This is a genomic window from Bradyrhizobium sp. WSM1253 (assembly GCF_000244935.1).
Classification (GTDB): domain Bacteria; phylum Pseudomonadota; class Alphaproteobacteria; order Rhizobiales; family Xanthobacteraceae; genus Bradyrhizobium; species Bradyrhizobium canariense.
Window position 1 is genome coordinate 702,679 of sequence record NZ_JH600073.1, and the last position, 14,812, is coordinate 717,490.

Annotated in this window: 10 protein-coding genes; 7 read left to right on the forward strand and 3 right to left on the reverse strand. The window is 64.3% G+C overall.

Features of this window, described 5'->3' with window-relative positions; translation table 11 throughout:
* Positions 1–293: 293 nt before the first annotated feature.
* The gene (locus BRA1253DRAFT_RS05295) at positions 294–2,603 is read right to left on the reverse strand and encodes an NADP-dependent malic enzyme (protein WP_007591886.1); all 2,310 of its coding nucleotides are present in this window, start codon (positions 2,601–2,603) and stop codon (positions 294–296) included.
* Positions 2,604–2,848: 245 nt separating this feature from the next.
* Here BRA1253DRAFT_RS05295 and BRA1253DRAFT_RS05300 point away from each other — a divergent pair, with 245 nt between their 5' ends.
* Entirely contained in the window at positions 2,849–4,819 is a 1,971-nt protein-coding gene (locus BRA1253DRAFT_RS05300; RefSeq protein WP_007591887.1) for a hypothetical protein, read from the forward strand.
* A gap of 145 nt (positions 4,820–4,964) precedes the next feature.
* Here BRA1253DRAFT_RS05300 and aspS read toward each other — a convergent pair whose 3' ends face one another.
* Positions 4,965–6,737: an aspartate--tRNA ligase gene (gene aspS, locus BRA1253DRAFT_RS05305; protein ID WP_007591888.1), complete on the reverse strand. Its 1,773-nt coding sequence runs from the start codon at positions 6,735–6,737 to the stop codon at positions 4,965–4,967.
* A gap of 194 nt (positions 6,738–6,931) precedes the next feature.
* Here aspS and BRA1253DRAFT_RS05310 point away from each other — a divergent pair, with 194 nt between their 5' ends.
* From BRA1253DRAFT_RS05310 to BRA1253DRAFT_RS05330, 5 genes are all read left to right on the forward strand, one after another.
* A complete protein-coding gene (locus BRA1253DRAFT_RS05310; protein WP_007591895.1) occupies positions 6,932–8,410 on the forward strand; it encodes a YdiU family protein in 1,479 nt (492 codons plus the stop codon).
* 170 nt (positions 8,411–8,580) lie between these two features.
* Positions 8,581–9,432: a phosphodiesterase gene (locus tag BRA1253DRAFT_RS05315; RefSeq protein ID WP_007591896.1), complete on the forward strand. Its 852-nt coding sequence runs from the start codon at positions 8,581–8,583 to the stop codon at positions 9,430–9,432.
* Position 9,433: 1 nt separating this feature from the next.
* Positions 9,434–10,384, forward strand: coding sequence for a carbohydrate ABC transporter permease (locus tag BRA1253DRAFT_RS05320; protein ID WP_035992818.1), 951 nt, complete (start codon positions 9,434–9,436; stop codon positions 10,382–10,384).
* Positions 10,381–11,250 carry a carbohydrate ABC transporter permease gene (locus tag BRA1253DRAFT_RS05325; protein WP_007591903.1) on the forward strand — a complete coding sequence of 290 codons (870 nt, stop codon included), beginning with the start codon at positions 10,381–10,383 and terminating at the stop codon, positions 11,248–11,250. The genes BRA1253DRAFT_RS05320 and BRA1253DRAFT_RS05325 overlap by 4 nt, the downstream gene beginning before the upstream one ends.
* A gap of 11 nt (positions 11,251–11,261) precedes the next feature.
* A complete protein-coding gene (locus tag BRA1253DRAFT_RS05330) occupies positions 11,262–12,593 on the forward strand; it encodes an ABC transporter substrate-binding protein (RefSeq protein ID WP_007591904.1) in 1,332 nt (443 codons plus the stop codon).
* Positions 12,594–12,694: 101 nt separating this feature from the next.
* On the opposite strand, the gene BRA1253DRAFT_RS05335 is transcribed toward BRA1253DRAFT_RS05330, so the two are convergent.
* The gene (locus BRA1253DRAFT_RS05335; protein WP_007591905.1) at positions 12,695–13,693 is read right to left on the reverse strand and encodes a zinc-dependent alcohol dehydrogenase family protein; all 999 of its coding nucleotides are present in this window, start codon (positions 13,691–13,693) and stop codon (positions 12,695–12,697) included.
* A 103-nt stretch (positions 13,694–13,796) separates the two neighbouring features.
* Here BRA1253DRAFT_RS05335 and BRA1253DRAFT_RS05340 point away from each other — a divergent pair, with 103 nt between their 5' ends.
* The gene (locus tag BRA1253DRAFT_RS05340) at positions 13,797–14,696 is read left to right on the forward strand and encodes a LysR family transcriptional regulator (RefSeq protein ID WP_007591906.1); all 900 of its coding nucleotides are present in this window, start codon (positions 13,797–13,799) and stop codon (positions 14,694–14,696) included.
* The last annotated feature ends 116 nt before the right edge of the window (positions 14,697–14,812 follow it).

The following is a 14,812-nucleotide window of genomic DNA, read 5'->3' on the forward strand; positions in this document are numbered from 1 at the left end:
CCGGATTTTTGCGAAAGCATCGGGGGATTATGGAGAGTCGTGCGCCGGTTTACAAACGGGGAAATGGACGAATGCGAGTAATTCAATACTAGCGCCAAGAGCTTCTTCCCCTCTCCCCTTGCGGGAGAGGGTGGCTCGCCGCGAAGCGGCGAGACGGGTGAGGGGTTTCTATCGGCACGGACAACTCTCGAGATTTCGTCTCGCGCAGAGAACCCCTCATCCGGCGCTTCGCGCCACCTTCTCCCGCAGGGGGGAGAAGGCACGGCACCTGCCGCGCGGCTAGAGCCCCGCCCTTACGTAAACAACGTCGGCTGCTGCCGCGACGCGCGCTCCTGCGCTTCCACCACAGCCACCGCGGTCATGTTGAGGATGCCTCGCGCCGTCACCGACGGGGTGAGGATGTGGGCCGGGCGCGCCGGGCCGATCAGGATCGGGCCGACAGGAAGCGCGTCCGCCAGCGACTTGATCATCTGGTAGGCGACGTTGGCGGTGTCGAGGCTTGGCATGATCATGATGTTGGCTTCGCCCTCGAGGTTCGAGTGCGGCAGCACCATTTTGCGCGCAGCCGCCGAGAGCGCGGTGTCGCCCTGCATCTCGCCGTCGGCCTCGAGTTCCGGATGCTTCTCCTTCAGGAGCTGGGTCGCCCGGCGCATTTTGCGCGAGGATTCCGTGTCGTAGCTGCCGAAATCCGAATGCGAGACGAAGGCGATCTTCGGCTTGATGTTGAAGCGTTGGACGTGGACCGCCGCGAGCGAGGCGATCTCGGCGAGCTCTTCGGCGCTCGGATTGGGCCGCACCTGGGTATCGGCGATGAAGAAGGCGCCCTTGCTCGTGATCAGCAGCGCCAGCGCCGCATAGTCGCTGATCCCCGGCGTAAACCCGACGATCTCGCGGACATGGCGCAGATGGCTCATGTAGCGGCCCTCGACGCCGCAGAGCATGGCGTCCGCCTCTCCGCGCACCACCGCGAGCGCCGCGATGACGGTGTTGTTGGTGCGCACCACCGTGCGCGCCGCATCCGGCGTCACGCCGCGGCGGCCGGCGACCTCGACATAAGACTGCACGTAGGAGCGGTAGCGCGGATCGTCCTCGGGATTGACGAGGTCGAAGTCCTTGCCGGCCTTGATCGACAGGCCGAAGCGCTTGATGCGCGCCTCGACCACCGACGGGCGTCCGACCAGGATCGGCGTCGCCAGCTTTTCTTCCAGCACCACCTGGGTCGCGCGCAGCACGCGCTCATCCTCGCCTTCGGCGTAGATCACGCGCACCGGCTGGGTCTTGGCCTTCGCGAACATCGGCTTCATGACGAGGCCGGAGCGGAACGCGAAGCGCTCGAGCAGCGCAGTGTACTCGTCGAAATTGGTGATGGGCCGGGTCGCGACGCCCGATTCCATCGCGGCCTTCGCCACCGCCGGCGCGATGCGCAGGATCAACCTCGGATCAAAGGGACTCGGAATCAGCGAGCCCGGGCCAAACCCTTGCGTCTCCCCGGTATCGAAGCCTTGCGCGACCGCATCGGACGGCGCCTCGCGCGCGAGCTGCGCGATGGCCTCCACGGCGGCGTGCTTCATCTCCTCGTTGATGGCGCTGGCGCCGACATCGAGCGCGCCGCGGAAGATGAAGGGAAAGCACAGGACGTTGTTGACCTGGTTCGGATAATCGGAGCGGCCGGTGCAGATCATGGCGTCGGGACGCACCTTGCGCGCCTCCTCCGGCATGATCTCCGGCGTCGGATTCGCGAGCGCCATGATGAGCGGCTTGTCGCCCATCGCCTTGGCCATCTCGGGCTTAAGCACGCCCGGTGCGGAGAGGCCGATGAAGATGTCGGCGCCGCCGATCACGTCGGCCAGCGTGCGCTTGTCGGTCTTCTGCGCATAGACCGCCTTCCAACGGTCCATCGTGGTGTTGCGGCCTTCGTGAACAAGGCCGTCGATGTCGCAGACCCAGATATTCTTGCGCTGAGCGCCCATCGACACCAGCAGGTTCAGTGTCGCGAGCGCGGCGGCCCCTGCCCCCGATGCCACGATCTTGACGTCCGACAGGTTCTTGCCGTTCAGGCGCAGGCCGTTGGTGATCGCGGCGGCGACGATGATCGCGGTGCCATGCTGGTCGTCATGGAAGACCGGGATCTTCATGCGCTCCTTGAGCTGCGCCTCGATCTCGAAGCATTCCGGTCCGCGGATGTCCTCGAGATTGATGCCACCAAAGGTCGGCTCGAGCGCGGCCACGGTCTCGACCACGCGTTCGATGGTGTCGGCCGCGATCTCGATGTCGAACACGTCGATGCCGGCGAATTTCTTGAACAGGACCGCCTTGCCCTCCATCACCGGCTTCGAGGCCAGCGGGCCGATATTGCCGAGGCCGAGCACGGCGGTGCCGTTCGAAACCACGGCGACCAGATTGGAGCGGATCGTCAGCGTCGCCGCTTCCGCCGGGTTCTTGGCGATCTCCATGCAGGCGGCGGCGACGCCGGGCGAATAGGCCAGCGCGAGATCGCGCTGGTTGGCGAGCGGCTTGCTCGCCTGGATCTCGAGCTTTCCGGGGCGCGGCAGCCGATGATAGGCCAGCGCCGCCTGGTGGAGATCATCAGAATAGGACGACATGCGGTGTCTTGCCTCGCGTTACCGGCCTCAAACTACGTTGTCCTGACCGGCCCGCCTTCGGGTGGTATTTCCGGGTCATGGAAACGGGATGAAGCACGCCGGGCGGCCCGGTGGCAACATCCGATTGCGGCCCCATCAACAGGGCGCGCAGTCAAATATCTGATAGCGCTCACTTTCTCTGGACCGCGCGTTGCTTTGCGAATATGGCAGGTTGCGTCCTGCAACGCGAGCAACTGGAGCTGGGAATGAAGCGAATCCTGATCGGCCTGATCGTCGTGGCCGTGATGGCCGCGGGCGGATGGTTCGGCTTCAGCTTCTACGTTCAGCATCGCGTCGCCGCCGAGATCGAGGCGGCCTTCGAGCAGATCCGCGCCAGTGGCGGCAAGGCGAGCCACGGCAAGGTGGCGTTCGATCTCGTGACCCGGACGCTGACGATCGAGGATATCGCGGTTGAGCCTGCCAACCAGCCGCAGGCTCATGTCAAGATCGCCGCTATCAAGGGCGTCGGCATTCGCCAGGTCGAGGAGACACGCTTCGCGGCCGACAGCATCGATATCTCCGGCTTCGAGGTCGCGCTGGACGAGGTCGGCCCCGGCAAGCTGAAAGTCTCCTACAAGGTCCCGCAGTTGACCATGCGGGACTACGTCGGTCCCATTCATGCTCAGAACGCGCCGACGTCAGGCTCCCTGATCGACATGTACCGCTTCGCGCTCGATCAGTACGCAAATGTGACGGCTTCTTCCGTCATAGCGCCGACCCTCGCATTCGCCTTCGATGCGGGCAGAAGCGCCGGAGGTAGTGGCGAGGTCGCCTATTCGGGTCTCGCGATCCAGAAGCTCGCCCAAGGCAAGATCGCCGCGATCAAGGCGGAGCGCGCCAGCTTCACGATCAACGTGCCGCAGCCAGGCAAGGCGGACAAGCTGACTGGCGAGGTGTCCGACATCATCATCAATGATTTCGCTTCGACCGCGATCGCCGCCGCGCTCGATCCCCAGAAGGCGAACGACGACAGCTATCATCGTGTCTACGGGCAGATGTCCACCGGCACTTATGTCGTGACGTCGACGCTCGGCATCCGGATGCAGGTCGACGGGATCGCCATCACCGACATCGCGGTGCAGCCATCGAAATTCCGGCCGGCCGAGATCCTGGCGCTGCTTCCGGCGGACAGCACGGTCCCGCCGACGCCGGCGCAATCGCGCAATCTGATGGAAAAGCTCGCCGGTTTCTATGAAGGCCTTCGCGTCGGCAAGCTCGAGATCGGCACCATGTCGATGACGACCCCGCAAGGGACGCCCCGGCTCAGGGCCATCAGATACCAAGAAGGCGGGTTCGCGCTCGAAGGCCTGGATGCGCCGACGCCGCAAGGGCAAATCAAGGTGGAGCGCTTCGCACTCAAATCGCTCAGCATCACGAACCTGATGCGCTGGGCAGCGAGCCTCACCACTCCCGGGCGGGCGCCCTCGCCGGATCAGATGCTCGGGCTGTTCGGCGTGCTCGCAGGCGCGGAGATCAAGGGCGTGACGGCGCCGTTCAAGACCACCAAGGAGCTGGTCATGATCGACACACTGAGCCTGGACTGGGGGCAGCTCGTCGGCTCGATCCCGAGCAAGGCGCATGTGGTTGCCAAATTTGTCACGCCGGCCGATCCATCCGATCCAAAACAGCTTCCATTGATTGCCAGCGGGATCGACAAGCTCGCGGTCGACCTCGATCTCGGCGCTGCCTGGACCGAACAGTCCAACAGCTTCGTTCTGACGCCCGCGACGCTCGACATCGGAGGCATCGCAAGAGCGCAATTGCGTATCGCGCTCGGCAACGTACCACGCGAGGTGTTTTCGGCCGATCCCGCCCAGCTCATGGGCCAGGCGGCCCGGATCGAGGCGGGCACGCTCGAATTCTCATTGCGCGACAGCGGCGTCGTCGATCTCGTCGCGGCACAGTTCGCGCGCATGCAGAATGTCAGCCGCGATACCGCACGCCAGGCGCTCGTCGAGAGCATCAAGGCTAAACGCGAGCAAGTTGCTTCCGCCAATCCGGATGCGAACGCGGCCGTGGACGCGATCGCCCGCTTCGTCGAGACGCCGGGCCAGACGCTTTCCATCAAGCTGTCCCCGCGCGCCAAGGCACCGCTGATGCAATTGATGCAGCTCTTGCAAACCGACCCACAGAGCGCGCTTGCGCAGTTCAGGATCGAGGCGTCGACGGGGCTGTAGGGAACGACGCTGCGCGCGGGGATGGCAGTTGGACCGGCGAAAATCCCTCCCCGTCATTGCGAGCGAAGCGAAGCAATCCAGAGCCACTCCGCGGAAAGATTCTGGATTGCTTCGCTTCGCTCGCAATGACGCTGTGGAGACAGCCTCACTTCTGCGGCAGGCTCACCTTCACGTGCAGCTCGCGGAGCTGCTTGGGGCTGGGCTCCGACGGCGCGCCCATCAGGAGGTCCATGGCCTGCTGGTTCATCGGGAACAGCGAGATCTCGCGCAGATTGTTGGTGCCGCACAAGAGCATGACGATGCGGTCGACGCCGGCGGCCATGCCGCCATGCGGCGGCGCGCCGTACTGGAAGGCGCGGTACATGCCGCCGAAGCGATCAACGACTTCCTGCTCGCCGTACCCTGCGATCTCGAACGCCTTCACCATCGCTTCCGGCACGTGGTTGCGGATTCCGCCCGAGGCGATCTCGTAGCCGTTGCAGGTGATGTCGTACTGGAACGCCTTGATGGTCAGCGGATCCTGGCCCTTCAAGGCATCGAGACCGCCCTGCGGCATCGAGAACGGGTTGTGCGAGAAGTCGACCTTCTTGTCCTCCTCGTTGTACTCGTACATCGGGAAGTCGACGATCCAGGCCAGCTCGAACCGCTCCTTGTCGGTGAGGTTCAACTCCTCGCCGACCTTGTTGCGGGCCAACCCTGAAAACTTCCAGAACTTGTCGGGATCGCCGGCGACAAAGAAGGCGGCATCGCCTTCCTTCACGCCGATCTGCGCGCGGATCGCGGCGGTGCGCTCAGCACCGATGTTGTTGGCGAGCGGACCGGCACCCTCGCCGCCCTCGCGCCACATGATGTAGCCAAGGCCCGGCTGTCCCTCGCCCTGCGCCCATGAATTCATGCGGTCGCAGAAGGCGCGCGAGCCGCCACCCGGCGCCGGGATCGCCCACACCTGGTTCTTGGGGTCCTCCAACATCCGCGCGAACACCTTGAAGCCGGAGCCGCGGAAGTGTTCGGAGACGTCCTGCATCTCAATCGGGTTGCGCAGGTCCGGCTTGTCGCTGCCGTATTTGCGCAGCGCCTCGGCGAAAGGAATCCGGCGCCAGCCCTTGGTCACCGGCTTGCCCTTGGCAAATTCCTCGAACACGCCCGTGATGACAGGCTCCATCGCGGCGAAGACATCTTCCTGCGTGACAAAGCTCATCTCGACGTCGAGCTGATAAAACTCGCCCGGCAGGCGGTCGGCGCGCGGGTCCTCGTCGCGGAAACAGGGCGCGATCTGAAAGTAGCGATCGAAGCCCGACATCATCAGGAGCTGCTTGTACTGCTGCGGCGCCTGCGGCAGCGCGTAGAACTTGCCGGGATGGATGCGCGACGGCACCAGGAAGTCGCGCGCGCCCTCCGGCGAGGACGCGGTCAGGATCGGCGTGTTGAACTCGAAGAAGCCCTGCCCCTCCATCCGCCTTCGCATCGACTTGATGATTTCGACGCGCGTCATGATGTTCTGGTGCAGCTTCTCGCGACGGAGGTCGAGGAAGCGGTACTTCAGGCGGATGTCTTCAGGGTATTCCTGGTCGCCGAACACCGGCAGCGGCAGGTCGCCGGCCGGGCCCAGCACCTCGATCTCGCTGACATAGATCTCGATCTTGCCGGTCGGCAGATCGTCATTGTCGGTGCCTTCGGGGCGGCGGCGGACTTTGCCATCCATCTTGACCACGAATTCCGAACGCAGCTTCTCGGCCTGCGAGAACGCCGGCGAGTCCGGATCGACCACGCACTGGGTCAGGCCGTAGTGGTCGCGCAGGTCGATGAACAGCACGCCGCCATGGTCGCGAACGCGATGGACCCAGCCCGAAAGGCGGACCGTCTCGCCGATGTTGCTCTCGCGGAGCGCGCCGCATGTATGTGACCGGTAGCGATGCATGGTCGTCCCAAATTCAATGTCGGAGGATCGAATCGAACCGCCGAAACGGCCGGTCCAAAGTTGCGGCAGGGTTTACCTCGGGAGGACGGGGGCGGCAACCAAGGGAACGGCCCGTTTTCGGCTGGAAGTGCCCATTTTTGCCCAATCTGGGCTCAAGCCTTTGCCATCAGGCGTTCCACCCCTATCTTGAGGTCATGACAGTCCATTTCCCGTTCCAGAACTCCTATTCGGCACTGCCGGACAGCTTTTTCGCCCGGGTCGCACCGACGCCGGTGGCGGCGCCCCGGCTGATCAAGCTGAACCGGCCGCTGGCGGTCCAGCTCGGGCTCGATCCAGATGTGCTGGAGACCCCTGAAGGCGCCGAAATCCTGGCGGGCAAGACGGTTCCCGCCGGCGCCGATCCCATCGCCATGGCCTATGCCGGCCACCAGTTCGGACAGTTCGTGCCCCAGCTCGGCGACGGACGGGCGGTGCTGCTCGGCGAAGTCGTCGACAAGGACGGCATCCGCCGCGACATCCAGCTCAAGGGCTCGGGCCCCACCCCGTTCTCCCGCCGCGGCGACGGCCGTGCCGCGCTCGGGCCGGTGCTGCGCGAATACATCGTCGGCGAGGCGATGTTCGCACTGGGCATTCCGACCACGCGCTCGCTCGCGGCCGTCGTCACGGGCGAACATGTGCTGCGCGAGACGGCGCTGCCGGGCGCGGTGCTGACGCGCGTCGCCTCGAGCCATATCCGCGTCGGCACCTTCCAATTCTTCGCTGCCCGCCGCGACACCGAGGCGGTCCGCCGGCTCGCCGACCACGTCATCACCCGCCATTATCCGGAGCTGCTTGGCGCCGAGCGGCCCTATCACGCGCTGCTGTCCGGCGTCGTCGCGCGCCAGGCCGAACTGGTCGCACGCTGGCTGCTTGTCGGCTTCATCCATGGCGTGATGAACACCGACAACTCTTCCATCTCCGGCGAGACGATCGATTACGGTCCGTGCGCCTTCATGGATTCCTACAATCCGTCGCAGGTGTTTTCCTCGATCGACGAGATGGGCCGCTATGCCTACGCCAACCAGCCGCGCATCGCGCTGTGGAATCTGACGCGGCTTGCCGAATGCCTGCTGCCGCTGTTCTCCGACGATCAGGAAAAGGCGGTTGCCGAGGCCCAGGACATTCTCGGCGCCTTCTCCGAGACGTTCAGCGACACCTATCAGGCGGGCCTGCGCAAGAAAATCGGCCTGTTCACGGACCGCGACGGCGACGACGTGCTGATCCAGGACCTGCTGGATGCCATGGCCAAGAACCAGGCCGACTTCACCCTCACCTTCCGCAAGCTTGGTGATGCTGCGGCTGACGAGACCGGCATCGCCGACGTCCGCGCGCAGTTCATGGACCCCGACGCGTTCGACGACTGGGCGGGACGTTGGCGCGAGCGCACGGTCCTGGAGCCGCAAACCGGAGCCGAACGGCAGGCCGCCATGCATGCCGTCAATCCCATGTTCATCCCGCGCAATCACCGCGTCGAGGCCGTAATTCAGGCGGCGGTAAATGATGACAATTACGCGCCGTTCGAGGAGTTGGTGAAGGTGCTGGCGAAGCCGTTCGAGGACCAGCCGGACTACGCCGCCTACGCCGATCCCCCGCTGCCGGACCAGCGGGTGCTGCAGACGTTTTGCGGGACGTAGCGACGAACTCGGTGCGTAGGGTGGATTAGCCGAAGGCGTACTAAGCCGAGCTTGTGGACGCCTTCGCGCCACCGGAACCGCTGTCATCAAACTGAAACACTCGCACTCTAACGGCCTGTCAGGGTCGTCTTGCCGGAGGCGCCCACCCTCCAACGATCCTGACAAGTGCCATGCCTTTCAAGTTCATCCACATCACTGACACGCATCTCGCGAATCCCGGGCTGAAGCTCTATGGCCTCGACCCGCGCGCCCGACTGGATGCTGCGATTGCCGACATCAACAAGCATCACGCCGACGCGGCCTTCGCGGTCGTGACCGGCGACCTCACCCATTGGGGCGAGGCTGAATCCTACGCCAATTTCACCGACGCAATGGCGGCGCTGAAAATCCCCTACATCGCCATGGTCGGCAACCACGATCGCCGCGTCACCTGCCTCGATAGCCTGAAGGCGGCGCCGCGCGATCCCAACGGCTTCGTGCAGGGCACCCGCACCACTGAGCACGGGCTGTTCGTCTTCCTCGACACGCTGGACGAGACCAGCCATGCCGGCGAGATGTGCGCCAAGCGCCTCGGCTGGCTCGCGAGCACGCTCGCGGCCGCGCCGGCCGACATGCCGTTCGTCGTGTTCATGCACCATCCGCCGTTCACGGTCGGCGTCCATGCGATGGACGAAATCTCGCTGGCACAGAGCGCCGAATTCGCCGAGGTGATCGCACCCTATCGCTCGCGCATCCGCCACCTCTTCTTCGGCCACGTGCACCGGCCGATCTTCGGCAGCTACGGCAAGATCCCGTTCTCGACGCTTCGCGGCACAAACCACCAGGTCTGGTTCGAGCTCGACGCTGCCGCGGCCGAGCATCTCGCCAGCCACGAGCCGCCGGCCTACGGCGTGGTGCTGATCGACGGCGAGAACCTGGTCGTGCACAGCCACGACTTCCTCGACACCAGTCTGCGCTTTCCCTTCGAGCCACCGGCGGGAGTGGACGGCCGCGACTATGCGCTCAATTTCCCGGCGCGATGAGATGAGCTTCGCAGAACCCGCGGCTCTCCCGGTCGCGGCCTCGGCGCCGCCGCGCCTGCATATCCTGAATCGGTTTTCTCACCGCTTCAAAACCTCCCTGCCCGCCTATCTGCTGCTGCTGCCCTCGCTCGTGTTCCTCGCGCTGTTCACCTACGGTGCGATGGGCCGCGTCCTCGTCGACGCGCTCTATCAGCGCGCCACGCCCAGGGCGCCGGTTCGTTTCGTCGGTCTCGACAACATCGCAGCGGTGCTTGCTGACCCCGCCTTCACCGGCGCGGTCGTCAACAATCTCGTTTATGCCGTCGGCACGGCGATCCCGAGCATTGGCCTCGCGCTGCTGTTCGCGCTGGCGCTGTCGCGCACCAACGCGTTGACCAGTGCACTGCGCGCCGCGCTGTTCCTGCCGGTGCTGATCCCGATGGTCGCGGCCTCCGCGCTGTTCCTGTTCATCTTTCTGCCCAATGTCGGACTGCTCGACTATTACATCGGCCGTTTCCTGCCGGTGCTGCCGAACTGGCTCGGCGATTCCGACATCGCGCTCTATGCCATCATGGTCATCACGATCTGGAAGAACGCCGGCTATTACATGCTGTTCTTCCTGGCCGGCCTCCAGGCGGTGCCGGAAGATGTCATGGAAGCCGCCCATCTGGACGGCGCAGGGCCGTACCAGCGGCTGCGCCACATCATCCTGCCCGAGCTCAAGCCCACCTTCCTGTTCGTCACGGTCATCGCCACACTCAACGCGGTCACGCAGGTCGACCACGTCTTCGTCATGACCAAAGGCGGGCCGTCCAACGCGACCAATCTCGTGCTGTTCTACATCTACCAGCAGGCGGTCGAGCACTACGACATCGGCAAGGCCTCGGCAGCGACACTGCTGACGCTTGCGGCGCTGATGGGCCTCACCGCGCTCTCCTTCCGGACCATGGCGAACCGCGAGGGCGGGGCATGAAGCTGATCGGTAAGCTCTTCAAGGACGCCCCGCTCGCCACCCGCCGCGAGATCACGCCAAAGCTCGGCTTTGCGCTGACCGTGCTGCTCGCGGTCGTCTGGCTGATCCCGTTCCTGTGGATGGGCGTGGCGACGCTGCGCCCGGCATCCGACGGCATCAATCTGATGGCCGAGTTGATGCCGAGCCTGAAGCCGACGCTCGACAATATCAGGGACGCCTGGGAGATCGGCGATTTCCCGCGCTACACCCTCAACACTATCATGATCTGCACCGGCATCCTGTTGGTGCAGGTCGTCACGATCACGCTGGCGGGCTTTGCCTTTGCCCGGCTCGACTTCGCCGGAAAATCGCTGATCTTCTATCTGTTCCTGATGCAGCTGATGCTGGTGCCGGTGCTGCTGATCGTGCCCAATTTGAGCCTGGTGGCGCAGCTCGGCCTCTACGACACGCTCACCGGCGTGATGATGCCGTTCTTCGCTTCCGCCTTCGGCACCTTCCTGATGCGGCAAGCGTTTGAGGCTATCCCGACCGAGCTGGAAGACGCTGCCCTGATCGACGGCGCCAGCCTGCTCCAGCGCATCCGCCACATCTACGTGCCACTGTCGATGCCGAGCTTCTCGGCCTTCGCCATCATCTCCGTGACCAGCCACTGGAACGACTTCCTGTGGCCTCTGATGGTGATCAACTCGCCGGACAAGCGGCCGCTCACGGTGGGACTCTCGGTGTTCACCGCGACCGCGGAAGGCACGCAGGCCTGGGGCACCATCGCCGCCGGCACGCTGATGGTGATCGCACCGCTGCTCATCACCTTCCTGATCTTCCAGAAACGCTTCATCAGCTCTTTCGTCACCTCAGGCATCAAATAGGAGATTTCTCGATGCTGTTTTCCCGCAGGATCATGCTTGGCCTTGCCATTGCAGGCACTTTGGCAAGCGCCCTCACCTTCCCGGCGCTGGCCGAAGGCCCGACCGAGATCGACCTGTTCTTCCCCGTCCCCGTCGACGGCAAGCTCGCCCGCGACATGGGCACCTTGATCAAGGAGTTCAACGAGACCCATCCCGCGATCAAGGCGACAGCCGTCTACACCGGCTCTTATGACGACACGCTGATCAAGACGCGCGCCTCGATCAAGGCCGGCAAGCCGCCGGCTGCCGTGATCATGTCGGCGAACTTCCTGCTCGATATGCAGATCGAGAACGAGCTCACCAACCTCGATCCCTTGATCGCCGCCGACGGCACCACCAAGGAGCAGTTTCTGGGCCAGTTCTTTCCGGCGCTGCAGGGCAACGCGGTGATCAACCGCTCAGTCTACGGCGTGCCATTCCATAACTCGACGCCGCTGCTCTACATCAACGCCGACAAGGCCAAGGAAGCGGGCCTCGATCCGAGCAAGCCGCCGCAGACCTGGGCTGAATTGACCGACTGGGCCAAGAAGCTCACCAAGCGCGAGGGTGACAAGGTGACCCAATGGGGCATCGCGATCCCGTGCGCCTACGATTATTGCGGCTGGATGATGGAAACGCTCACCATGACCAATGGCGGGCGCTACTACAACGAGGAGTTCGGCGGCGAGGTCTATTACGACACGCCCTCGATGCTGGGCGCGCTGACCTGGTGGAACGACCTCGTCACCAAGCACAAGGTTCACCCGCCCGGCGCGACGCCTGGCCCGGCCGTCAGCACCTCCTTCATTTCCGGCAATGCCGCGATGATGATGCTCTCGACGGGCTCGCTGACCTATGTGCGTGACAACGCCAAGTTCGCCTACAAAGTCGCCTTCATCCCGCGCAACGTCCGCAACGCCGTGCCGATCGGCGGCGCCTCGCTGATCGTTCCGGCGGGCCAGGAAGCCGACAAGCAGAAGGCCGCATGGACGCTGATCAAGTGGATGACCTCGCCCGAGAAGAGCGGCTGGTGGAGCCGCGCCACCGGATATTTCGCCCCCAACATGGCCGCCTACAAGACGCCCGACATGGTCGAATTCCTGAACAAGAACCCGGACGCCAAGACCGCCGTCGAGCAGCTCGAGGTCGCAAAACCGTGGTTTGCGACCTACAAGACCGTACCCGTGCGCAAGACGCTGGAGGACGAGGTCATGCTCGTCCTCAACGGCAAGAAGCAGCCGAAGGAAGCGCTCGTGGCCGCCCAGAAGGCCGCGGACGAGACGCTCAAGCCGTACAACGCGGAGACGTCGCTGAAGCTGCCGTAAGGGCTTCGAAGCTTCGTAGGGTGGATTAGCCGAAGGCGTAATCCACCAAGGCAGTTCCGCGTGTGAGAAAAGTGGTGGGTTACGCCTTCGGCTAACCCACCCTACGGTCCTCCAATCGTTACCACGATCTTGCCGAACTGCTCGTTTGACTCCAGATAGCGATGCGCTTCGACGATCTCCTCAAACTGAAACGTTTTGGCGATGATCGGCTGCAATGCACCGTCCCGCAGCCCGTCGAGGATGAAGGTCTTCGCCTTAGCAAGCCGCGCGGGATCGCGGATGATCTCGTGCACGAGATAGCCGCGTAGCGTCAGGCTTTTGGTCAGGACGCTGAAAAGCGGAAATGGCGTCGGCTCGGGGCTCAGGCCGCCATATTCGATGAGAACGCCACCCGGCGACATCGCGGCGGTGAGCGGCTCAAATATGGGGCCGCCGACCGCATCGAACACCACGCGAACGCCGTTTGAGCCGACGATGTCCTCCAGGCGCGACCGGATGTCCTCTTCCACCGAGGCGATGACGTCGGCGGCGCCAGCATCGCGCAAGGCCTGCCGCTTGATCGAGGTTCGCGTCACTGCAATCGGGATCGCACCGATCCGGTTCGCGATCTGAATTGCTGCAAGCCCGACACTGCTCGACGCCGCCGTAATAACCACCGCCTCCCCTCGCTTTAGCCCAGCAATATCGACCAGAGCGCCGAACGCCGTTAGATATTGCATCCATACCGCGGCCGCCGCGTCGAAGCCGAGCTCGGGCGGGTGCTTCACGACGAACTCCGCCGGAAACGTTATGAGCTCGCCATAAGCGGGCCATCGCACCATCGACACGGGCGGCACGATGCTGACGGCCTCGCCCGGCAAAAAGCCGCTCACGGCTTCGCCGATCGCCTCGACGATGCCCGCGGCCTCGAGACCAAGGCCGGACGGAAACGTCGCGGTCTCGATATAGGTCCCCTTCCGCAAGAGCGCTTCCGCACGATTGAGCCCAAGGGCCTTGACCCTGATCTGCACCTCGCGCCTCCCTGGCGGCGCAACGTCGACGGTCTCGATGCGCAGCACCTCGGGGCCACCATGTCTGTGGAAGCGAACGACGCGCGCCATGAACACACTCCAAAACAATTGAATTGAATGGAGCTATGGCAACCGGGCGGCACTGGATAAAGGGTTCAGAGGGGCGAACAGTCGAAACCAGGAGTTTGCAATCATGGACCGCCTGACCAGCATGGCCGTCTTCGTCAAGGCGGTCGATGTGGGTTCGTTCGCCGCCGCCGCCGATGCGCTCGAAATGTCGGGGCCAATGGTCGGCAAGCACGTTCGTTTCCTCGAGGAGCGCCTGAGCGTCCGCCTCCTCAACCGCACCACACGGCGCCAGAGCTTGACCGAGACGGGCCAAGCCTATTACGAGCGCTGCCGCACTGTGCTCGCTGAAGCCGAGGCCGCCGACGCCGTCGCTTCCGACGAATTGTCCGAGCCGCGTGGCCGGCTCCGCGTGACCATGCCCGCCCTGCTCGGCCGGCACTGCATCGCCCCCTTGCTGATGAAGCTTGCGCGACGATATCCCGATCTGGAGCTCGATCTCTCGTTCGGCGACCCGATCGCTGACATCATCGAGGGCCGCTATGATCTTGCGATCCGGACCGGCGATCTGCACGATCAATCCGGCCTGAAGACGCGGCGCATCGCAAGCCAGCGCATGGTGGTGTGCGGCGCGCGCTCGTATTTGCGCGCCAACGGCAAGCCGAAATCGCTCGACGATCTTGCCCAGCATCAGGCGATCATCTATCGCCGCTCCGGACGCGTCCGGCCGTGGCTGTTTCCCCGCAAGGGCCAGCCTCCGAGCGAAATCATGCCGGCGGGAAGGCTCAGGTTCGACGATCTCGATGCGATTGCGGATGCCGCGACACAGGGGATGGGACTGGCCTGGCTGCCATACTGGCTGGTCCGCGAACGCCTACGCGCCGGTACACTCATCAATCTGTTGAGCGGTCAGCCGGGATTCCTCTACGACTGCCATGCGCTCTGGCCCCGCTCGCCCCGGATGCCGCCGAAAGTTCGCGCCGCCGTGGACGCCTTGGCGGCCGCCCTGCCGAAGCTCATGACCTGACGCCGGATGCCACGACGCTGCACGGCATGGCGCGCCCGTTAACCCCGCGTCCACCATCCGGCCCGGCCTTCCGCCGGTAACCACGAGAATTAACAGACCCTCAATTCGCCCCAGAC

Excerpts from the sequence above, each read along its gene's own strand:
- BRA1253DRAFT_RS05315 (WP_007591896.1), top strand. The coding sequence starts at position 8,581 with ATGCCTTTCAAGTTCATCCACATCACTGACACGCATCTCGCGAATCCC.
- BRA1253DRAFT_RS05340 (WP_007591906.1), top strand. The coding sequence starts at position 13,797 with ATGGACCGCCTGACCAGCATGGCCGTCTTCGTCAAGGCGGTCGATGTG.
- BRA1253DRAFT_RS05320 (WP_035992818.1), top strand. The coding sequence starts at position 9,434 with ATGAGCTTCGCAGAACCCGCGGCTCTCCCGGTCGCGGCCTCGGCGCCG.
- BRA1253DRAFT_RS05335 (WP_007591905.1), bottom strand. The coding sequence starts at position 13,693 with ATGGCGCGCGTCGTTCGCTTCCACAGACATGGTGGCCCCGAGGTGCTG.
- BRA1253DRAFT_RS05295 (WP_007591886.1), bottom strand. The coding sequence starts at position 2,603 with ATGTCGTCCTATTCTGATGATCTCCACCAGGCGGCGCTGGCCTATCAT.
- BRA1253DRAFT_RS05310 (WP_007591895.1), top strand. The coding sequence starts at position 6,932 with ATGACAGTCCATTTCCCGTTCCAGAACTCCTATTCGGCACTGCCGGAC.
- aspS (WP_007591888.1), bottom strand. The coding sequence starts at position 6,737 with ATGCATCGCTACCGGTCACATACATGCGGCGCGCTCCGCGAGAGCAAC.
- BRA1253DRAFT_RS05325 (WP_007591903.1), top strand. The coding sequence starts at position 10,381 with ATGAAGCTGATCGGTAAGCTCTTCAAGGACGCCCCGCTCGCCACCCGC.
- BRA1253DRAFT_RS05300 (WP_007591887.1), top strand. The coding sequence starts at position 2,849 with ATGAAGCGAATCCTGATCGGCCTGATCGTCGTGGCCGTGATGGCCGCG.
- BRA1253DRAFT_RS05330 (WP_007591904.1), top strand. The coding sequence starts at position 11,262 with ATGCTGTTTTCCCGCAGGATCATGCTTGGCCTTGCCATTGCAGGCACT.